This window comes from Microbispora sp. NPDC046933, assembly GCF_040644635.1.
Taxonomy (GTDB): Bacteria; Actinomycetota; Actinomycetes; order Streptosporangiales; family Streptosporangiaceae; genus Microbispora.
In genome coordinates this window covers 205,017-223,679 of the sequence record NZ_JBEYWW010000004.1, presented here as the reverse complement: position 1 = coordinate 223,679, position 18,663 = coordinate 205,017, and the positions used below count along the sequence as shown (strand labels likewise).

Sequence of the window (18,663 nt, the reverse complement as noted above, 5' to 3'; positions counted from 1 at the left end):
GCGGGAATCGGGGGTCTCGCTGTGGTCGACGTGGTGGACCGATATTTCAGCGCGTACAACGCCCACGACCTGGACGGGGTCATGGAGTGCTTCTGCGCCAAGCCGGTCGCGGTGGGGCCGGGCGGGCCGGTGGAGGGCCGCTCGGACGTGGCCTCCTATCACACCGCCATCTGGCAGGCGTTCCCGGACGTGCACGTCACGGTGTTGCAGAAGGTCATGGCCGGCGAGGCCACGGCGGTCGCCGCGGTGGGGACCGGCAGGCACACCGGGCCGTTCCCGCTCACCACGGGCGATGTGCTCCAGGGCACCGGGCGGTATGTCAGCGTGCGGTGCTGCTGGTTCTTCGCGTGCCAGGGCGGCATGATCGTCAACCAGCAGGTCTTCTACGACCAGCTGGAGCTGTATCTCCAGCTCGGGCTGCCGCTGTCGCGCCTCAGCCTGTGATTGATCCTGACGCGAGCGCGGACGCGTGGCCCCTCCGGGTCCGGAGGGGCCACGCGCCGCCGGTCGTCAGTGGATCTCGCCGGCCCCGGCGTGCCGGGAGACCTCCCTGCGCACGGTCTCGGCGGGGTCGATCCCCGTGTGCAGGGTCGGCGTCCAGCCCGCGTCGGCGCCGAGGTCGGGGTCGTTCTTCGCGTTGTAGGCGGCGACCAGGTCGACCGGCTGTTCCTTGCCGCCGACCCGCAGCAGGTTGCCCTTGGCCGTCAGCGCCGTGCCGCCCCAGTTGTAGAGCAGGTCGGCCGGGTCCACGCTCCGGCTCAGCCGGAAGTAGTTGTTCTCCGCGTAGATCTGGGACTCCACCCCCACACCCAGCGCGTACTCGAACGGCTCGGCGTCGGGCACCTGGTAGTAGTTGTTGTAGACGTGCACCTTGCCGAACCGCACGCGCGGCAGCCGCTGGAGGTTGCCGTTGAACTCATTGTGGTGCACCGTGACGCTGAGCTTGCCCCGGTCGTTGGCGGGGTTGTTGGTGGAGCCGATCAGCATGGTCTTGTCGTGGTCGGAGAACTTGTTCCAGGACACGGTCACGAAGTCGGACGCGCTCGTGATGTCCGCCTGCCCGTCGTGCACCTGGTAAGGCCGGCCGAAGTAGACCGGCTGGTTCGAGTCCGGGTTGTCACCGTCGGTGAAGCTGTTGTGGTCGATCCAGACGTGGGTCGAGCCGGTCACCGAGATGTTGTCGTACAGGGAGTTCCAGTTGCCCTCGGCGCCGTCGGTGGGGTCCCACTGGGGGAAGCAGTCGGCCGCGTCCTCGAACCGGATGTTGCGGATGATGACGTTGTCCGCCTTGTCCACGTGCAGGTTGATGTGCCGGATGGTCGCTCCCGGCAGGCCCACGATCGTGGTGTTGGACGGCACCTTGAGCTTGATGTACTTCGTCTGCGCCGCGGCGGAGGCCGCCCGCGCGTCCTCCATGGGCCCGGACGGCTCGGTGTCCCTGCCCCACACCGCCGGGTCGTACGCCGCGAGGTAGCCGGCCAGGGTGTAGCCGCCGGTGGCGAAGTCCGCGCAGGTCTTGTCGACGTCGATGACGCCCTTGACGTAGATGACGCGGGGGCCGGGGGAGGCGAGGGCCGCGACCAGGCCGGCGCGGTCGGTGACCACGCGGACGTTCGCGGCGGGGGCCGCCGCGCCGCCCGTGGTGCCGGTGCCGGCCGAGGCCCAGCCGTCGTTCGCGGGCAGCGTCTGCCGGCCCAGTTCGACGGGCGGGTCGGCCGGCTTCCCGGCCGGCGGGGTGGCCGCCCCGGCGGGGCCCGCTCCCAGCACGGGGACGGCGGCCGTGACCGCGAGGGCGGCCGACAGCAGTAGGGATCTTCCGGGCATGACTGTCTCCGTTCCGCGGTCGCTCCCCCGAGAACTCCTCGCCCGGCGCTCAGGCCGGGTTGGGCGACCGCTCCAGTTCGTCGAGAAGGGCGAGACCGCGGTCGATCAGCGCGGCGAGCCTGTCGAGGTGCTCGGGGCTGGGATCGGACAGCGGCCGGCGGACGGGTCCCACGTCCAGACCACGCAGGCGCACACCCGCCTTGATGAGTGAGACGGCGTACCCCGGACCCTCGCGCCGCAGGTCGACCAGGGGCCGGTAGAACCCCTCGATCAGACGGTCGGCGACGTCGTCGCGGCCGTCCCGCAGCGCCTGGTAGCAGGCGAGCGCGAGGTCGGGGAGAAAGCAGAAGACGGCGGAGGAGTAGCGGACCACCCCGAGGTCCCGGTAGCCGAGCTGGGACAGCTCCGCGGTCGGAAGGCCGTTGAAGTAGAGCATGCCGGGCGGGGCGGCCTCGATGATCCGGCGCATGAGGCCGAGGTCGCCGTAGCCGTCCTTGAGCCCGATGACGCCCGGGTGCTCCGCGAGCGCCGCGACCGTCTCTGGCTCGAAGACGGCGTTGTCCCGCTGGTAGAGGATGATCGGCAGCCGGGTGCCGTCCGCGATCGCCTCGTAGTGGCGGCGCAGGCCGTGCTGGCCCGCCTGCACGAGGTACGGCGGCAGCGCGAGCAGGGCCGAGGCCCCGCCGTCCTCGGCCGCCCTGGCGAACTCCAGGGCCATCGCGGTGCCGTAGCCGGTCCCGGCGACGACCGGGACGCGTCCGGCCGCCTCCTCGACGGCCGCGGCCACGCAGGCGGCGTAGTCACGCAGGCCGAGCGAGGGGAACTCGCCGGTGCCGCAGCAGGCGAACACCGCGCCGCACCCCGCCTCGACGCCCTGCCGCACGTGCCGGCGGAACACCTCGAGGTCGAGCCGCTCCTCCTCGTCGCACGGCGTGACCGGGAAGAACAGCAGGCCGTCGAACGTCACCGGCATCCTCCGTCATAGCTCTGAACCAAATTCATATTCGTGAACACCCGGACCGTACGGTGCGCGGCGGCGCCCGGTCAAGACGCGCACCCCAAGAGGGCGAATGTTTCGAATAGGACACGGGTCCTTGACAGGACCGAGGCCGGAACATCACCGTTGATCCGTCCACGCTTGTGAACGAAGTTCAGGAATATGTCTTGAACGGAGTTCCGGAAGAGTCACAGAGGAGATGCGCCGGTGACGACGATGCGCCGCAGGGCCGTGCCGTACCTGCTGATCTCACCGACGGTCGCGCTCATCGCCGCGTTCCTCGTCTACCCCATCGGCAGCGTCGCGTACTACAGCCTGCAGCACCGCAACCTCACCCGGCCATGGGCGGACGGCTTCGCCGGTCTCGACAATTTCCGGCGGATGTTGTTCGAGGACGAGGTCTTCTGGCACAGCCTGGCGTTCACCGCCAAATGGGTGGTCGCCGAGATCGGCCTCCAGCTGATCCTCGGGCTGGCCCTGGCCCTGATCGTCAATGAAAGTTTCATCGGCCGGGGGCTCGCCCGGTCGCTCGTCTTCTCCCCCTGGGCCGTCTCCGGGGTGCTGACGACGGGCATCTGGATCCTGCTCTACACGCCGAGCACCGGGGTGCTGCGCTTCCTCGGGCAGCCCGAGGCGGCGGTCCTCGGCAACCCCGACACGGTCTTCCCGGCCGTGGTGGTGACCGAACTGTGGCGTGGCGTGCCGTTCTTCGCGATCCTCCTGCTCGCCGGCCTCCAGGGCATTCCGGGCGAGCTCTACGAGGCGGCCGCGGTGGACGGCGCCGGGCGGACCAGGCGCTTCCTCCACGTCACGCTGCCGCACCTGCGGGACGCGATCGTGCTGGCCACGCTGCTGCGCGGGGTCTGGGAGTTCAACAACGTCGACCTGCTCTACACGCTCACCGGCGGCGGTCCCGCGCAGGCGACGATGACGCTGCCCCTGTACGTCGCGCAGCGCGCCGTCGACTCCAAGGACTTCGGGTACGGCTCCGCGCTGACGATGGCGGGCTTCGTGATCCTGCTGTTCTGCTCCATCCTCTACCTGCGGCTCAGCCGGTTCGGAGAGGACCGATGAAGAGGCGAGGGGTTTCGCAATGAGCGCCGACGTGATGACCCGCCCGCGCACCCGAGCGGTGCCCGCGGGGGCCCGCCGACGGAAGAGGCGCGATCCCGGCCGCGTGCTGCGGCTCTACGTCCCCCTCGGGATGTACCTGGTCTTCACGCTCGTGCCGTTCTACTGGATGCTCGTCTTCGCCCTGCGGCCGGCGGGATCGACCGACCCGGTGCCCTGGCCGATCACCTTCGAGCACTTCGAGACCGTCTGGAACGACATCGGCTACGCGGTGTTCTTCAAGAACAGCGTGATCGTCGGGGTCTGGTCGCTGCTGTTCACCACGGTCGTCGCGGTCATGGGCGGGTACGCGCTGTCGCGTTACCGGTTCCGCGGCCGGAGTCTTTTCATGGTCGTGCTGCTGTGCACCCAGTTCATCCCCGGCGCGATGATGCTGATCCCGCTGTTCTCGATCTTCAAGTCGCTCGGCCTGATCAACAGCCTGGCCAGCCTCATCGTCGCCGACACCGTCTTCAACCTGCCCCTGTCGATCATCCTGATGAGCGGGTTCATCTCGGCCGTGCCGTTCACGGTCGAGGAGGCCGCGATGGTCGACGGCTGCACCCGGTTCCGCGGCTTCCTCGCGATCGTGCTGCCGCAGCTGCGGCCCGGCCTCATCGCCGTGGGGTCGTTCGCCTTCATCCACACGTGGAACAACTTCCTGTTCGCGCTGATGTTCGTCAGCAAGCAGGACAGCTTCACGATCCCCGTCGGGCTCAGCTACACGATCGGGGAGTACAGCGCCGACTTCGGGGCCCTGGCGGCAGGAGGCGTCGTCGCCGCTCTGCCGGTGGTCTGCGTGTTCGCAGTGGTCCAGCGCTATCTCGTGCACGGCATCAGCGCCGGCGCGGTCAAGGGATAGCACCCCCCCAATCAACTGTCGAGAGCAGCCTGTCGTAAGCAGGAGGAACCATGAAGATGAAAGTGGCCTGGGCGGCGCTCGCCGTCCTCGCCGTCACCGCTACCGGATGTGGGTCGGACTCGGGTTCCGACGAGGGCTCGGGCAAGACGACCATCACGTTCTGGGACAACAACGGGGGTGCCCGCACCCCGATCTACCAGGAGCTGATCAAGCGGTTCGAGGCGGCCAACCCCTCGATCCACGTCGAGTACGTCGGCGTCCCGATCGCCTCGGTCCAGCAGAAGTACGACACCGCCGTCGCGGGCGGGGACACCCCCGACGTCGGCGGCGTCACCACGTCGTACCTGGCCAACCTGACCGGCCAGCAGGCGCTGGAGCCGGCGGACGAGTGGCTGGCCAAGAGTTCGGTGAACGGCAAGCTGGCCACGCCGATGCTCGACTCGGTCCGCAAGACCGTGCCCGACGGCAAGCTCTACCTGGTGCCCAACACCTCCAACATGGACGTGGTGTGGTATCTGAAGGACAAGCTCCAGCAGGCGCCGAACACCTGGGACGAGTTCTTCAAGGACGCCGACGAGCTGACCAAGAAGCCCGACCAGTACGGCTACACCATCCGCGGCGGCGCCGGCTCGATCTTCCAGATCCTCGCCGAGATGTACTCCTACTCGGGCGTGGGCGAGTTCTTCGACGCCTCCGGCAAGAGCACGGTCAACGACCCGAAGAACGTCGAGTTCCTCACCAGGATGGCCGGGCTGTACAAGAAGGACACCCCCGAGGCCGACGTCACCAACGACTTCCCGAAGATGGTCGCCGCGTTCGGCACCGGGAAGATCGCGATGATGCACCACAACCTGGGCTCCTACAACGACCACGTCAAGGCGCACGGCAAGGACAAGATCGGCGCGTTCGCGCTGCCGACCGGCCCCGGCGGCAAGCGGACCATCGTCGCCAACCCGGTTGACGGCTTCGCGGTCTTCAAGAACAGCGAGCACAAGGACGCCGCCTGGAAGTTCGTGGAGTTCCTGGTCTCCCACGACAGCAACAGCTACTGGAACCAGCAGACGGGCCAGATCCCGGCCAACACCGAGGCACAGGGCGACTCCTGGCTACAGGGCCTGCAGCACCTCAAGACGGCCGTCGACACGCTGAACGACCCGAACACCCAGGTCGTGTCCCCGCCCTACTACCTGCCGCAGTTCTCCTCCATCACCAAGGCCGACACCGAGCCCCTCTTCCAGAAGGTGCTGCTCGGGCAGATGAAGCCCCAGGAGTTCCTCGACACCCTGGCGCAGAAGCTGACCGACGCCCAGGCCGAATGGAAGAAGGCGACCGGCGGCTGACAACCGCCGCCGCGTCCCGGGACCGGGCCGGTGCGTCCCTGACCGCGCACCGGCCCTCCGGCCCCTCCAGCACCGAAGAGAAGGGAAGAGTCCATGGCGGTCGTCGAACGCGTCATCGTCACGGTCTTCACCACGGTCACGAAGTCCGTGGTGGACGGGCACGGCCACCGGCATCCCGGCCTGCCCCGGGATGTGCGGGAGGCGCTGCTGGCCATCACCGACAGCGACGGCGCGACCGGATACTGCCTGGCGGCGCCGGACACCGTCAGGGAGGCGGTGATCACCGGCCACATCGGGCCGGCGCTGATCGGTCAGGACAGCCTCGACCGGGAGCGGCTGTGGCACCGCGTCGCCCGCCGCCAGCGGGGCGCCCAGGGCAACCTGTCCGACCGGGCGCTCAGCGCCGCCGACCAGGCCCTGTGGGACCTCGCCGGGCGCAAGCTCGGCCTGCCGGTCTGGAAGCTCCTCGGCGGCGCCCGCTCCGAGGTGCCCGCCTACGCGAGCACGATGTGCGGCGACGACATCCCCGGCGGCCTGGCCACCCCCGACGACTACGCCGCCTTCGCCAAGGAACTCGTCTCCCGCGGCTACCGCGGGATCAAGCTGCACACCTGGATGCCGCCCATGCCGTACGGCGTGGACCGCGACATCGAGGCGTGCGCCGCGGTCCGCGAGGCGGTGGGGCCGGATGTGGCGCTCATGCTCGACAGCAACCACTGGTACTCCCGCTCCGAGGCCCTGACCCTCGGCCGGGCGCTCGACGAGCTGAACTTCGCCTGGTACGAGGAGCCGATGGAGGAGGCGTCGGTGCAGTCGTACCGATGGCTCGCCGACCAGCTCAGGACGCCGATCCTCGGGCCGGAGACCTCCTGGGGCAAGCACATGGCGCGGGCGGAGTGGGTGGCCGCGGGGGCCTGTGACATCCTCAGGGTCGGCGTGGTCGGCTCCGGCGGGATCATCCCGGCGATCAAGGCGGTCCACCTGGCCGAGTCGTTCGGCATGGACTGCGAGATCCACGGCAACGGCTCCGGCGCCCTGGCCGTGATCGGCGCCACGCTGTGCGGGCAGTGGTACGAACGGGGGCTGCTGCACCCGCACTCGGACTACGACACGCCCGCCCCGCACCTGCGGTCGATCGTCGACCCGCTCGCCGACGGAAAGGTGCGGATGCCGGACACTCCCGGTCTGGGGGATGATCTGGATATGGACTACATCGCCTCCCGGACGGTCGCCTCCTGGGGAACCGGCTCACAATAGGAGGCGTACAGCGGGTCAGGGAGGTACACATGGCGGAACCCGTGCCGCACGTGAAGTCGGCACTCCGGACGGTCGAGCTGCTCGACTTCTTCGCGCAGTATCCCGGACTGCACAGCCTCACCGACCTTCAGGGCAAGCTGGGCTACCCCAAGAGCAGCCTGCACGCCTTGCTGCGCACGCTGGTCGACCTCGGATGGATCGAGACCGACGTCACCGGCACGCTCTACCGGATCGGCATGCGGGCTCTGCTGGTCGGGGCGACGTACATCGACGGCGACCCGGTGGTCCAGCTCGCGCACGACGCCCTGGACTGGCTGGCCGAGGTCACGGGGGAGACGGTGCACCTCGCCCGTCTCGACCACTTCGACGTCGTGTACCTCGCCACGCGCGCCTCGCGGCACTACCTGCGGCCGTTCTCGCGGGTGGGCCGCCGCCTGCCGGCGAGCACCACGTCGCTCGGCAAGGCGATCCTGGCGAGCAGGGACGACGACGAGGTGCGCGCGATCCTGCCCGCCGAGCTGCCCTCGCTGACGGCCCACACGATCGTGGACGCCGAGGAGCTGCTGGTCGACCTGCGCCGGGTGCGCAAGCAGGGCTACGCGGTGGACCGCGAGGAGAACACCGAGGGACTGCGGTGCTTCGGCGTGGCGCTGCACATCAGCGACCCGCCGCGCGACGCCATCAGCTGCTCCGTGCCGATCCCGCGCCTGACCCCGGAGCGGGAGAAGGAGATCGCCTCCTGCCTGCTGGAGGCGCGTGAGCGCATCGAGCGCTCGGCCATGCGGCAGCGCCGCGCCTACTGACGCGCCCGCACGGGCGCAGGAGCCCTCGCCCGGCGCGAGGAGGCCCGAGAGCGTCCCGGCGAGGATGTCCCGCCCAGCGGCCCGAGCCGGGACGTCGTGCTGTCCGTTCGCGGATCTCCGTCGTGCTGCCCGCGCGTCGATCTCCGTCGTGTTGCCCGTTCGCGGATCGCCGCCGCGCGGCCCCCGGGAACGACAGGCGGAACGAACCGGCCACGTCGAGCCGGTCCGCCGCGGAGAACACCATGAGCGACCACCACGAGCGAACACCACGAGCGGCTCGCCGGGCACCGCCACGGCGATTTCTAGACGGCCGTTCTTCCGAAATCTAGATTTATCTAGATTTCTCGATCCCGGCGCGGCGGGGCGGCCCGGCGAATAGGGAAACGGTGTACGCGCGGTGTGTTTCCGCGGCCGGGCAGCTCAGCGACCTCCGGCGTATATAACGGCCGACCGCTTCTCGGCCTTCGGATAATTCGCACGGTGCGGGGCCGTGCACTCATCGTATTCTGCCGTCAGATATTGACCGGAAACAATCTAGATCGGTAGTTTCCTGTGTCGTAATCTTCTCCTCCGCCGGTGGAGGTCGGCGTGCGATTGCCGAGGGTGAAGGCCGAGCATCGGCCGTACAGATTCGGGCAGGACAGGATTCGAATCGGCGGCTCCGTCTACGGGATCGCCGCGGAGATATCGGATCCCCACGGTCACGCATGGGCCGCGTTGTCGGCGATGGACGGAACCCGCACGCCCTCTGACGTCGCCGATCATCTGTGCGGGTTGTTCCCCGGCCTGAGGCGGGCGGACGCCGCCGGCATCGTGGACCTGCTGCTGAAATCGGGCTACCTGGAGGACGCGGCGGCCCGGCCGCCGAGTGATCTCAGCGCGGCGGAGAGAGAGCGGTATTCCCGGAATCTGGCGTTCTTTCGCTGGGTGGATCTCGTCCCCCGGGCGCATGGATGGGAAGCGCAGGTCGCGCTGAAGCGCGCTCGCGTGCTGGTCCTGGGACTCGGTGGCACCGGCAGCCATGCCGCCTGGGCGTTGGCCGCCGCGGGTGTCGGGAGAATCCACTGCGTCGACCGCGACGTGGTGGAGTTGTCGAATCTCACCCGGCAGGCGCTGTTCACCGAGGCGGACATCGGGAAACCGAAGGCCGACGTGGTGGTGCGTCGTCTCGGGCGGATCAATTCGAGTGTCCACGTGACCGGGGAGACCCGGGCCGTCGAGAGCAGGGCGGATCTGTCCGCGCTGCTGGCCGGTTTCGACGCGCTCGCCCTCTGCGCGGACGAACCCCGGGGCGGGGACAGCATCCGGATCTGGGCCAACCGGGCGTGTCTGATGGCGGGGGTGCCCTGGGCCGTCGGCGGGTATCGCGGTCCCCTCGTCAGCGTGGGGGTCTTCACCGCTGACGGACCGTGTTACGAATGCCTCACCGCGACCATCGAAGCGACGTTGACGCCCGGGGTTCACGTCGACCTCGGCGGTCCCGGGGTGCTGGCACCGTCCGCCGGTATTTCCGGCCATCTCACCGCGCAGGCTGTCATCTCGATGGTGGCCGGCATTCCGGTGACGCTCCGCAGCCACGTTACCGGAATAAATCTGATTGCTCCCGAACAGCATGTGTACACACTCCATTCGGCCTCGCCGGGATGTGCCGGCTGCGCTTTGCGGCGGAGCGGAAATCGAAACGCCGGCATTGACACCTAATATGGCCCGGATTAATGTGACGAGTAATCGGACGAGAGGAGGTGGAAATGGAGCGACAGGAGCCGTTGGTGCAGGAGACCGCCGAGATCGAGGACGCGGCCGGAAAGATTTCGATCCGGCTGCTCGACAGGATCGAGACCACGCAGACCTACAGCGGGAACTCGAATAGCTGACCGACCGTGGTCCGGATGGACGATTTCCGAGTCGCCATCCGGACCACTGCACTTGCGAAAACGAATGAGGGTGAGGCATGAAAATACCCCGGCTGGAGGCCGTGCCGGGCACGATGCTGCCCATGAAGGAGTATGCGGCGGATTTCCTGGAAGTCTTCCACGACGTCGACGGCGTGATCTGGAAGCTGGAGCGCGCGCAGGAATTCGACGAAGGGCCGAATCCGAGCTGGAACGCCATGCGTGAGGGAGACTGGCAGCGGTCTCTCGAGCTGCTGGAGGCGGCACGTGAAACGATCGCCGCCGATCTTCCCGCCAGAGGGGAGCTGCGGCGCCTGCGTGTCGTCGAGACGCCGCTCACCGCGTACCTGCAGTGGGAACTTCACCTCCTCGCCCTGCGCATGCGCCTGGGAGAGCGCGGCAGGGTTCTGGATGCCCGCGAGGTGGCCGATATCGAGACGGACGGTCCCCTTCCGGAACTCGTCATATTTCCCGGAAGGCACATGTACCACGTTCAGTACGACAAGGGCGGCACGTGTGTCGGCGCGCGGAGGACGGACGATGCCGAAGCGGTCAGAGCATGGGGTTCGATCGTGTCCTCTTTGTACGAGCGAGGCGAAGACCTGCTGACCTACGTGGAGGAGCGGGTCGCGCCGCTGCCCCCGCCCGGGATCGGCGTAGAAGCGCGATGACGCGTGTCCGGCTGCGTCCTCTGGGATTCCGCGAGGACGAGGACGGATGGATCGTCGGGCGAGTCGAGACCGGTGTGTGTATCGCGGTGCCCCGTGCCGGAAAGCGCGCGATCGAACTGCTCGACAGCGGGCGGACGATTTCCGAGACACGCGAAGAGCTCAAAACCGAGCTGAGGGCGGATCTCGACGTGTCCGCGTTCGTGCACGACCTGGCGGCCGTGGGGATGGTGGCCTCGATCGGCGATCGGGTCTTCGCCGACACCGGCACCCGCGCGCCGTCGCTTCCCTGGATAACGAAGGGGATGGTGCGATGGACGCTGAGCCCGGTGCTGCACTGCCTGCTCGGCCTGCTTGTGCTCAGCGGATTCGTCGCCGCGGCGCTCCGGCCCGACGTCGTTCCCCGGTGGCGCTCCTTGCTCTGGAGCGAGCACGGCACGCTGGTCCTGCTGAGTGAAGTCGCCCTGGTGGCGATACTGGTCTCACTTCACGAGTTCGCCCACCTTCTCACCGCGCGGGCCGCGGGAGTCCCGGGGCGCATTCGCGTGGACACACGGCTTCAGTTCCTGGCCGCGCAGACCGATGTCTCCGGCATCTGGCTCGCCGAGCGGCGGATCCGCCTGACCGTCTACCTCGCGGGGATCGCGGTGGACGCGAGCGTCCTCGCCGGCTGTCTGCTGACGATGGCGCTGTCCGGCGGCAACGTGCTGCTGTCCGTCATCGCTCTCACCGAGATGACGGGGCTGGCGTTGCAGTTCTTCATCTTCATGCGCACCGACCTGTATTTCCTGGTTCAGGACCTGGCGCGGTGCCGCAACCTCTACGCCGACGCGACCGCCTTCCTCCTGCATCTGCTTCGCCGGGCCGCCCGGGTGTCCACCGCGGATCCGCTCGCCGGGCTGGAGCCACGGCAGCGCCGGTTCGTCCGGCTCTACAGCGCGCTCCTCGTCGCCGGAACGGGGCTCTGCCTCGGGGTCTTCCTGCTGATCTCCGTGCCCTTCACCGTCGCGTTGGTCGCCCGGTCGCTTGACGTGCTCGTGCGGCACGACGACGCGGTCGGCGCCGTCGACGCCCTGGCGACGCTGGGGGTCGTCATCGGCTACCAGGGTGTGTGGGTGAGGGCCTGGGTCCGCAGGCACGGGCCACGGGTGAGACGGTTCGTCGCGGGACGGGCGCGGGCTGCCCGCTCGGCGAGCCTTCCGGATATCTCCTCGCCTTACGAGTAACTTCGGCATCATGGCCACCCGTACGTCCGGACAGGGGTCCGGCAAGCGACCCGCGTCGCGCTCCGGATCCCGTACGGCTTCCCCGAAGCGATCCCCGGCGGGTTCCCGAGGCAGGGCGGCGCCCAGGCCCGCGCCCAAACGGCCGGTCGCCACCGGTCACGACCCGATCAGCTGGGTCTTCCTCATGATCGGCAAGGTCGTCGTCGGCGTGTGGATGCTGGTGGCGAACAGCGTGGGCGCGGCGGCACGGGCGCTCGGGCAGGGAGTCCGCGACCTCGACCCCATGCACCGCCGCGACGGGCAGGGGCTGTCGGTGCTCGCCGGCGCCATCGTGCTCGCCGCCCTGACCTGGCGGGACACCAAGACGGGCTTCGCCGCGTTCGTCGACGCCGTCGTGCGCGGGTCGGTGGGATCACTCACCTGGGCGGTGCCCGTGCTGCTCGCGCTGCTCGCCTGGCGGCTGCTGCGCCACCCCGACCAGAACGCCGAGACCGGCAGGATGGGCATCGGCTGGACCATGCTGCTGGCCGGGATCCTCGGGATCGTGCACGTCGCCCACGGCACGCCGTACCCCTCGGGCGGGCCCAACGACGGCATGGACAACGTGTCGGCGGCGGGCGGCATGGTCGGTTTCATCGTCTCGGCTCCGCCGTCGAGCATCCTGCCGGCGTTCATCACGATCCCGCTGCTGCTGATGCTGTCCGGCTTCGGCCTGCTCGTGATCACCGCGACCCCGATCCACCGCATCCCCGAGCGTCTCGCCGAGATCCAGCACATGCTCTTCCAGCGGCCGGAGGAGACCGGGGAGCCCCGCAAGACCCCGGCCCCGGCCAGGAAGCGCACCCGCAAGCCGCAGGGCGGCGGACGCGACGCCGAGGGCGGCGACAGCGTCAAGCCGTACGACACGCCCGTGCTGTCGGAGAAGGAGCACTCGCCGGAGATCGTCCCGGGCCTGGTGGACGACGTCGCGGACTCGGCCGAGCCCACCGAGCCGGAGATGGAGGTCCCCAAGCCGGCGCCGCAGCCCCCGCTGCCGACCCCCGCGCCGCGCAAGGTGGAGCAGCTCGTCCTGTCCAGTCAGGAGGGGCCGTACACGCTGCCGGACCTCGCGCTGCTGCGGCCGGGCAGCGCGCCCAAGCCGCAGACCAAGGCCAACAAGGTCGTCGTGGACGCGCTGAGCAGCGTGCTGGAGCAGTTCGCCATCGACGCGCAGGTGGTCGGGTTCACCCGCGGCCCGACGGTGACCAGGTACGAGATCGAGCTGGGCCCGGCGGTCAAGGTCGAGAAGGTCACGGCGCTCACCAAGAACATCGCGTACGCGGTGAAGTCGGCCGACGTGCGGATCCTGTCCCCGATCCCGGGCAAGTCGGCGATCGGCGTGGAGATCCCGAACACGGACAAGGACCTCGTCTCGCTGGGCGACGTGCTGCGCTCGCCGGTGGCCCAGGCCGACCACCACCCGATGATCGTGGGGCTCGGCAAGGACGTCGAGGGCCGCACCATCGTGGCCAACCTGGCCAAGATGCCGCACATCCTCATCGCGGGCGCCACCGGCGCGGGCAAGTCGACCTGCATCAACGGGCTGATCTCCTCGATCCTCATGCGGGCCACGCCCGACGAGGTCCGCATGGTGCTGGTCGACCCCAAGCGGGTCGAGCTCAGCTCGTACGAGGGCATCCCGCACCTCATCACGCCCATCATCACCAACCCGAAGAAGGCCGCCGAGGCCCTCGAATGGGTGGTGGGGGAGATGGACCGGCGGTACGACGACCTCGCGGCCAGCGGTTTCCGGCACGTGGACGACTTCAACAAGGCCGTGCGCGCGGGCAAGCTGGTGCCGCCGCCGGGCAGCGAGCGCGTCTACCAGCCGTACCCGTACCTGCTGGTGATCGTGGACGAGCTGGCCGACCTGATGATGGTCGCGCCGCGCGACGTGGAGGACTCGATCGTCCGCATCACGCAGCTCGCCCGGGCCGCCGGCATCCACCTGGTCATCGCCACCCAGCGGCCGTCCGTGGACGTCGTCACCGGCCTGATCAAGGCGAACGTGCCCTCGCGGCTGGCGTTCGCGACCTCCTCGCTCGCCGACTCGCGGGTCATCCTCGACCAGCCGGGAGCCGAGAAGCTCGTCGGGCAGGGCGACGCGCTGTTCCTGCCGATGGGCGCGAGCAAGCCGATGCGGCTGCAGAACGCGTTCGTCTCCGAGAAGGAGATCGCGGAGGTTGTCGCCCACTGCAAGGTTCAGATGCAGGCCGAGTACCGCGAGGACGTCGCCGCGCCCGCCGCCGCGAAGCGGGAGGTCGACGAGGAGATCGGCGACGACCTCGACCTGCTGATCCAGGCCGCCGAGCTGATCGTGTCGACCCAGTTCGGCTCCACGTCCATGCTCCAGCGCAAGCTGCGCGTCGGCTTCGCCAAGGCCGGGCGGCTGATGGACCTGCTGGAGAGCCGCAACGTGGTCGGCCCGAGTGAGGGGTCCAAGGCACGGGAGGTGCTGGTCAAGCCCGACGACCTGCCCGGCCTGCTCGCCGAGCTGCGCGGGGAGACCGGCTGAACGGGGACGGTGCGAGGACGGCCCGGTGCGGCGAGCCGCCGTCCATGATCAGGCCGGTTCGGACGCTGTGATCTCCGGTGCGCGTTCGTACCGCTGCCGCATGACCGGTCCCGCCGCGGGCCCGGCCGCGAAGACGTAGCCGGGGCCGTCGACCGCTCGCCGGTGCGGCCGTCGACGACCACCGGCTCGCCGGAAGAATCATGCCCTACCTGGGGCTCTCCCGCTGGAAGGCCGCCACGCGGTGGTCGCCGGCGGGACGAAGGGAACCGGCGCGCCGTCTGGAGATCGTCGCTCACGACGCGCACGCCGCCCGCTGAGGTCGCGTTGCTCCGCGTCCACCTATGGGTACCCTCCGTAGTCAGTTGCTGATTGAATGTGACTAACCACGCATCGTGGGGCGAGCCGGACGACGGTGCGGTTGACGACAGGGGGGCGGAACGATGAGCGTTGGTGCTGTTTTGGCCGAAGCCCGTGAGCGCGCCGGGCTGACCGTGCGTCAGCTCAGCGAGCGCACGCGGGTCCGCGAGACCGTCATCGAACGCTTCGAGCACGATGACTTCTCGGTGGGCGACTTCTACGCGCGCGGGCACATCCGGACCCTCGCCTCCGACCTCGGCCTGGACCCGGACGAGATCCTGCGGCAGTACGAGCAGGAGAACGCCGACAACGTGTCACCGGTCAGGGCGTCGGCCGTGTTCAGGGGCGACGTGGGCGAGCGGGCCCGCAGGACCCCCAGGTGGACGATGGCCGTCGCGGTCGCCCTGGCCATCGTCGCGGTCGTCGTCATCGCGCGGATCGTCGGGGGCTCCGGCGGGAAGACGGGCCCGACGGCCGCCCAGCTTCCGGTGAACGCGCCGCACGCGCACGCGCGCCACGAGAGGGGCCACGAGAAGAAGACCATCGAGGAGGCCGTCGCGCCCGGCCTCGTGGTCGTGAAGTTCACCGCGCGCAAGCCGGCCTACGTCAACGTGAAGGACGCCAAGGGCCACGAGATCTTCCAGGGGACGCTGCCCGAGGGGAAGACCACGACGTATTCGGCCAAGGACCGGATGCGGGTGACCATCGGCGACGCGGGGGCGGTCCGGCTGGAGGTCAACGGAAGGGACCTCGGCACGCCGGGCAAGGACGGACAGATGGTCCGGCGGACCTTCGAGGCGGACGGCCCGAGTCCCCGTTAATCGCCGACTGCCGATACCGTAGTTCGCATCATGTCTTCTCGCCGAACCGTATCGCTGATCACGCTGGGCTGCGCCCGCAACGAGGTCGACTCCGAGGAGCTGGCCGCGCGGCTGGAGGCCGCCGGCTGGCACACCGATGACGACGATCCCGACGTCGTCGTCGTCAACACGTGCGGCTTCATCGATTCGGCGAAGAAGGACTCGATCGACACCCTCCTCGCCGCGGCCGACTCGGGCGCGAAGGTGGTGGCGGCGGGCTGCATGGCCGAGCGATACGGCGCGCAGCTCGCCGACGCCCTGCCCGAGGCGACCGTGATCTCCTTCGACGACTACGCCGAGATCGGGGAGCGTCTCGACGACGTCCTCGCGGGCAGGCCTCTGGTCCCGCACTCGCCGCGGGACCGCCGTACGCTGCTGCCGATCACGCCGGTGGAGCGCTCGGCCGCCCGGGCGCACATCCCGGGCCACGGCCAGGACGACGCGCTCCCCGAGGGTGTGGCCCCCGCCAGCGGCCCGCGTACGCTGCGCAAGCGGCTCACCGGCGGCCCGGTCGCCTCGCTCAAGCTCGCGTCGGGCTGCGACCGGCGCTGCACGTTCTGCGCGATCCCCGCCTTCCGCGGCTCGTACGTCTCCCGCCGGCCGGAGGACCTGCTCGCCGAGGCCGCCTGGCTGGCCGGGCAGGGCGTCAAGGAGCTCGTGCTGGTCAGCGAGAACTCCACGTCGTACGGCAAGGACCTGGGCGACCTGCGCGCGCTGGAGAAGCTGCTGCCCCTCCTGGCCGCGACCGAGGGCATCGAGCGGGTCCGGGTCAGCTACCTGCAGCCCGCCGAGCTGCGGCCCGGGCTGCTCGACGTGATCGCCTCCACCGAGGGGGTCGCGCCCTACTTCGACCTGTCCTTCCAGCACGCCAGCGGAACCGTGCTGCGGCGGATGCGGCGCTTCGGCGATCCCAAGCGGTTCCTGGACCTGCTCGCGCAGATCCGCGACCGCGCGCCCGAGGCGGGCGTCAGGTCCAACTTCATCGTGGGGTTCCCGGGGGAGACCCAGGAGGAGTTCGACGAGCTGGTGGGCTTCCTCGAGGAGGCCAGGCTGGACGTCATCGGCGTCTTCGGCTACTCCGACGAGGAGGGCACCGAGGCGTACGGCTTCGAGGGCAAGCTCGACCAGGACGTGATCGACGAGCGGGTCGCGACGTTGACCGAGCTCGCCGAGGAGCTGACCACCCAGCGGGCCGAGGAGCGCATCGGCACCGAGCTGGAGGTCCTGATCGAGGAGGACCTCGGCGACGGCGGATACGAGGGCCGGGCGGCGCACCAGGGCCCCGAGGTGGACGGCGCGGTCACGGTCCAGGGAATCGGCCTGGTCCCCGGCCAGATCGTCCAGGCGGTCGCCGTCGACTCCGAGGGGGTCGACCTCATCGCCCGGATCAAGGCAGGCACATGACCGAGCGCGGTGAGCCGCCGGTGGACGTGGCGGGTCCGGGAGAGGTGACACCGGAGCCCGCGGCGCCGCCGGTCGCCGCCGTGCCCGCCGCGCCGGTGGTGACCCCTGCGCCCGCCCCGCAGGCGGGGGCCGGCGTCCACGAGGAGCCCGGCGCGACGCCGGACGGCCCGCCGGACGACGGCCTCACCGCACCCGAGCAGCCGTCCGCGGGCGTGGCCGGAGAGGGCCCGGCACACCACGTCAGCACCTGGAACATCGCGAACGTCCTGACCATCGCCCGGCTGGCGATCGTCCCCGTCTTCACCGTCTTCCTGTTCGTCGACGGGCAGGTCTGGCGGCTGGCGGCCCTCGGCGTCTTCCTGCTCGCGTCCCTCACCGACCAGCTCGACGGCTGGCTCGCCAGGAAGTACGCGCTGATCACCGACTTCGGGAAGATCGCCGACCCGATCGCGGACAAGGCGCTGATCGGCGCCGCTCTGCTCAGCCTCTCGTATCTCGGCGAGATCCCGTGGTGGGTCACCCTGGTGATCATCGCCCGCGAGGCGGGGGTGACGCTGCTGCGCTTCCTCGTGATCCGGCACGGGGTTATCCCGGCCAGTTACGGGGGCAAGGTGAAGACCGTGTTGCAGATCGTGGCCATCGCCCTCTACATCGTGCCGGGCGTGCCCGACCTGGCCAGGTGGGCGGCGATGGGGCTCGCCCTGGTGGTCACGGTGGGGACCGGCGCCGACTACGTGGTGCGGGCGGTGCGGCTGCGGCAGGTGGCGAGGAGCGCGCGAACCGGATGATGGGCGTGGCGAGCGAGGTGCTGTCCCTGCTGGTCCGCCAGGGCGCGACGGTCGCCGTGGCGGAGTCGCTCACGGGCGGCCTGATCGGGGCCACGATGACCGGTCCGATGGGCGCCTCGGCCGCCTTCCGGGGCGGGGTGATCGCCTACGCCACGGACCTCAAGGCGAGCCTCCTCGACGTGCCCTTCGATCTCCTGGAGAGGGAGGGGGCGGTGCACCCCGACGTGGCCGCGGCCATGGCCGCGGGAGTGCGCAAGCTCACAGACTCCGACTACGGCCTGGCGGTGACCGGGGTCGCCGGCCCCGATCCCCAGGACGGCAAGCCGGTCGGCACGGTCCACATCGCCCTCGCGGGGCCGCAGGAGCGCCTCTGGCACCGTGACCTGCGCTTGACCGGAAACAGGGACGCGATCAGAAACGCCACCTGTCAGGAGGCATTGAACCTGCTGGAAGGTGTGCTGAAGGCAAATTTGGGGGAACATTCGGGGTGATTACCGCGTTACGTCCCCAGCGAACATGCTCGCCTCGGTCTGCCGCGGTGTCGCCCTCTACAGGTACGGTGGAGCTGTGAGTGAGGTCCGTGAGCCATCGGCGAGGAGCAAGACAGGCGCACGCCCGGCGAAGGGGCCGAGCGAACCGATGATGACGGCGAGGCGTATGTACGAAGGGCAGATGAAGAAGGGGCGACATGAGCCCACCGCGCGAGGCGTCGTGAAGGCGC

17 protein-coding genes are annotated in these 18,663 nt (G+C 69.6%); 15 read left to right on the top strand and 2 right to left on the bottom strand.

Annotated elements, in window-relative coordinates; all coding sequences use genetic code 11:
* Positions 1–21: 21 nt before the first annotated feature.
* Positions 22–444: a nuclear transport factor 2 family protein gene (locus tag ABZ857_RS07350; RefSeq protein WP_357038957.1), complete on the top strand. Its 423-nt coding sequence runs from the start codon at positions 22–24 to the stop codon at positions 442–444.
* A 66-nt stretch (positions 445–510) separates the two neighbouring features.
* Here the strand turns inward: ABZ857_RS07350 and ABZ857_RS07345 are convergent, their stop codons facing one another.
* Both ABZ857_RS07345 and ABZ857_RS07340 read right to left on the bottom strand, forming a co-directional pair.
* Complete coding sequence (locus ABZ857_RS07345) at positions 511–1,824, bottom strand: pectate lyase (protein WP_357038954.1); 1,314 nt, start codon at positions 1,822–1,824, stop codon at positions 511–513.
* Between the two features lie 49 nt (positions 1,825–1,873).
* Positions 1,874–2,791, bottom strand: coding sequence for a 5-dehydro-4-deoxyglucarate dehydratase (locus ABZ857_RS07340; RefSeq protein WP_357038951.1), 918 nt, complete (start codon positions 2,789–2,791; stop codon positions 1,874–1,876).
* Between the two features lie 246 nt (positions 2,792–3,037).
* Here ABZ857_RS07340 and ABZ857_RS07335 point away from each other — a divergent pair, with 246 nt between their 5' ends.
* From ABZ857_RS07335 to ABZ857_RS07270, 14 genes are all read left to right on the top strand, one after another.
* Positions 3,038–3,895, top strand: a complete 858-nt coding sequence (locus ABZ857_RS07335; protein ID WP_357039374.1) for a sugar ABC transporter permease — start codon at positions 3,038–3,040, stop codon at positions 3,893–3,895.
* A gap of 19 nt (positions 3,896–3,914) precedes the next feature.
* On the top strand, positions 3,915–4,793 hold the full coding sequence (locus tag ABZ857_RS07330) for a carbohydrate ABC transporter permease (RefSeq protein ID WP_357038948.1): 879 nt from the start codon (positions 3,915–3,917) through the stop codon (positions 4,791–4,793).
* A gap of 50 nt (positions 4,794–4,843) precedes the next feature.
* On the top strand, positions 4,844–6,133 hold the full coding sequence (locus ABZ857_RS07325; protein ID WP_357038945.1) for a sugar ABC transporter substrate-binding protein: 1,290 nt from the start codon (positions 4,844–4,846) through the stop codon (positions 6,131–6,133).
* Between the two features lie 93 nt (positions 6,134–6,226).
* Positions 6,227–7,390 (top strand): enolase C-terminal domain-like protein, encoded by a 1,164-nt coding sequence (locus ABZ857_RS07320; RefSeq protein ID WP_357038942.1) that lies wholly within the window; start codon positions 6,227–6,229, stop codon positions 7,388–7,390.
* 29 nt (positions 7,391–7,419) lie between these two features.
* Positions 7,420–8,193 (top strand): IclR family transcriptional regulator, encoded by a 774-nt coding sequence (locus ABZ857_RS07315; RefSeq protein WP_357038939.1) that lies wholly within the window; start codon positions 7,420–7,422, stop codon positions 8,191–8,193.
* 576 nt (positions 8,194–8,769) lie between these two features.
* Positions 8,770–9,894, top strand: a complete 1,125-nt coding sequence (locus ABZ857_RS07310) for a ThiF family adenylyltransferase (RefSeq protein WP_357038936.1) — start codon at positions 8,770–8,772, stop codon at positions 9,892–9,894.
* A 47-nt stretch (positions 9,895–9,941) separates the two neighbouring features.
* Positions 9,942–10,067, top strand: coding sequence for a hypothetical protein (locus ABZ857_RS07305; RefSeq protein WP_357038933.1), 126 nt, complete (start codon positions 9,942–9,944; stop codon positions 10,065–10,067).
* Between the two features lie 77 nt (positions 10,068–10,144).
* On the top strand, positions 10,145–10,756 hold the full coding sequence (locus ABZ857_RS07300) for a DUF6879 family protein (RefSeq protein ID WP_357038930.1): 612 nt from the start codon (positions 10,145–10,147) through the stop codon (positions 10,754–10,756).
* Complete coding sequence (locus ABZ857_RS07295) at positions 10,753–11,979, top strand: hypothetical protein (protein ID WP_357038927.1); 1,227 nt, start codon at positions 10,753–10,755, stop codon at positions 11,977–11,979. The genes ABZ857_RS07300 and ABZ857_RS07295 overlap by 4 nt, the downstream gene beginning before the upstream one ends.
* A 10-nt stretch (positions 11,980–11,989) precedes the next feature.
* Positions 11,990–14,533 (top strand): DNA translocase FtsK, encoded by a 2,544-nt coding sequence (locus ABZ857_RS07290; protein ID WP_357038924.1) that lies wholly within the window; start codon positions 11,990–11,992, stop codon positions 14,531–14,533.
* A gap of 458 nt (positions 14,534–14,991) precedes the next feature.
* Positions 14,992–15,711 carry a helix-turn-helix domain-containing protein gene (locus tag ABZ857_RS07285; RefSeq protein ID WP_357038922.1) on the top strand — a complete coding sequence of 240 codons (720 nt, stop codon included), beginning with the start codon at positions 14,992–14,994 and terminating at the stop codon, positions 15,709–15,711.
* A gap of 30 nt (positions 15,712–15,741) precedes the next feature.
* Entirely contained in the window at positions 15,742–17,154 is a 1,413-nt protein-coding gene (gene rimO / locus ABZ857_RS07280) for a 30S ribosomal protein S12 methylthiotransferase RimO (protein WP_357038919.1), read from the top strand.
* Complete coding sequence (gene pgsA / locus ABZ857_RS07275; protein ID WP_357038916.1) at positions 17,151–17,942, top strand: CDP-diacylglycerol--glycerol-3-phosphate 3-phosphatidyltransferase; 792 nt, start codon at positions 17,151–17,153, stop codon at positions 17,940–17,942. The genes rimO and pgsA overlap by 4 nt, the downstream gene beginning before the upstream one ends.
* On the top strand, positions 17,939–18,433 hold the full coding sequence (locus tag ABZ857_RS07270; protein ID WP_357038913.1) for a nicotinamide-nucleotide amidohydrolase family protein: 495 nt from the start codon (positions 17,939–17,941) through the stop codon (positions 18,431–18,433). Before pgsA ends, ABZ857_RS07270 begins: the two co-directional genes overlap by 4 nt.
* Positions 18,434–18,663: the final 230 nt, after the last annotated feature.

What these genes read in the sequence shown, in the direction of transcription:
- ABZ857_RS07270 (WP_357038913.1), top strand. Translation starts at nt 17,939, where the DNA reads ATGATGGGCGTGGCGAGCGAGGTGCTGTCCCTGCTGGTCCGCCAGGGC.
- rimO (WP_357038919.1), top strand. Translation starts at nt 15,742, where the DNA reads ATGTCTTCTCGCCGAACCGTATCGCTGATCACGCTGGGCTGCGCCCGC.
- ABZ857_RS07300 (WP_357038930.1), top strand. Translation starts at nt 10,145, where the DNA reads ATGAAAATACCCCGGCTGGAGGCCGTGCCGGGCACGATGCTGCCCATG.
- ABZ857_RS07295 (WP_357038927.1), top strand. Translation starts at nt 10,753, where the DNA reads ATGACGCGTGTCCGGCTGCGTCCTCTGGGATTCCGCGAGGACGAGGAC.
- ABZ857_RS07315 (WP_357038939.1), top strand. Translation starts at nt 7,420, where the DNA reads ATGGCGGAACCCGTGCCGCACGTGAAGTCGGCACTCCGGACGGTCGAG.
- ABZ857_RS07345 (WP_357038954.1), bottom strand. Translation starts at nt 1,824, where the DNA reads ATGCCCGGAAGATCCCTACTGCTGTCGGCCGCCCTCGCGGTCACGGCC.
- ABZ857_RS07305 (WP_357038933.1), top strand. Translation starts at nt 9,942, where the DNA reads ATGGAGCGACAGGAGCCGTTGGTGCAGGAGACCGCCGAGATCGAGGAC.
- ABZ857_RS07335 (WP_357039374.1), top strand. Translation starts at nt 3,038, where the DNA reads ATGCGCCGCAGGGCCGTGCCGTACCTGCTGATCTCACCGACGGTCGCG.
- ABZ857_RS07290 (WP_357038924.1), top strand. Translation starts at nt 11,990, where the DNA reads ATGGCCACCCGTACGTCCGGACAGGGGTCCGGCAAGCGACCCGCGTCG.
- ABZ857_RS07325 (WP_357038945.1), top strand. Translation starts at nt 4,844, where the DNA reads ATGAAGATGAAAGTGGCCTGGGCGGCGCTCGCCGTCCTCGCCGTCACC.
- pgsA (WP_357038916.1), top strand. Translation starts at nt 17,151, where the DNA reads ATGACCGAGCGCGGTGAGCCGCCGGTGGACGTGGCGGGTCCGGGAGAG.
- ABZ857_RS07330 (WP_357038948.1), top strand. Translation starts at nt 3,915, where the DNA reads ATGAGCGCCGACGTGATGACCCGCCCGCGCACCCGAGCGGTGCCCGCG.
- ABZ857_RS07320 (WP_357038942.1), top strand. Translation starts at nt 6,227, where the DNA reads ATGGCGGTCGTCGAACGCGTCATCGTCACGGTCTTCACCACGGTCACG.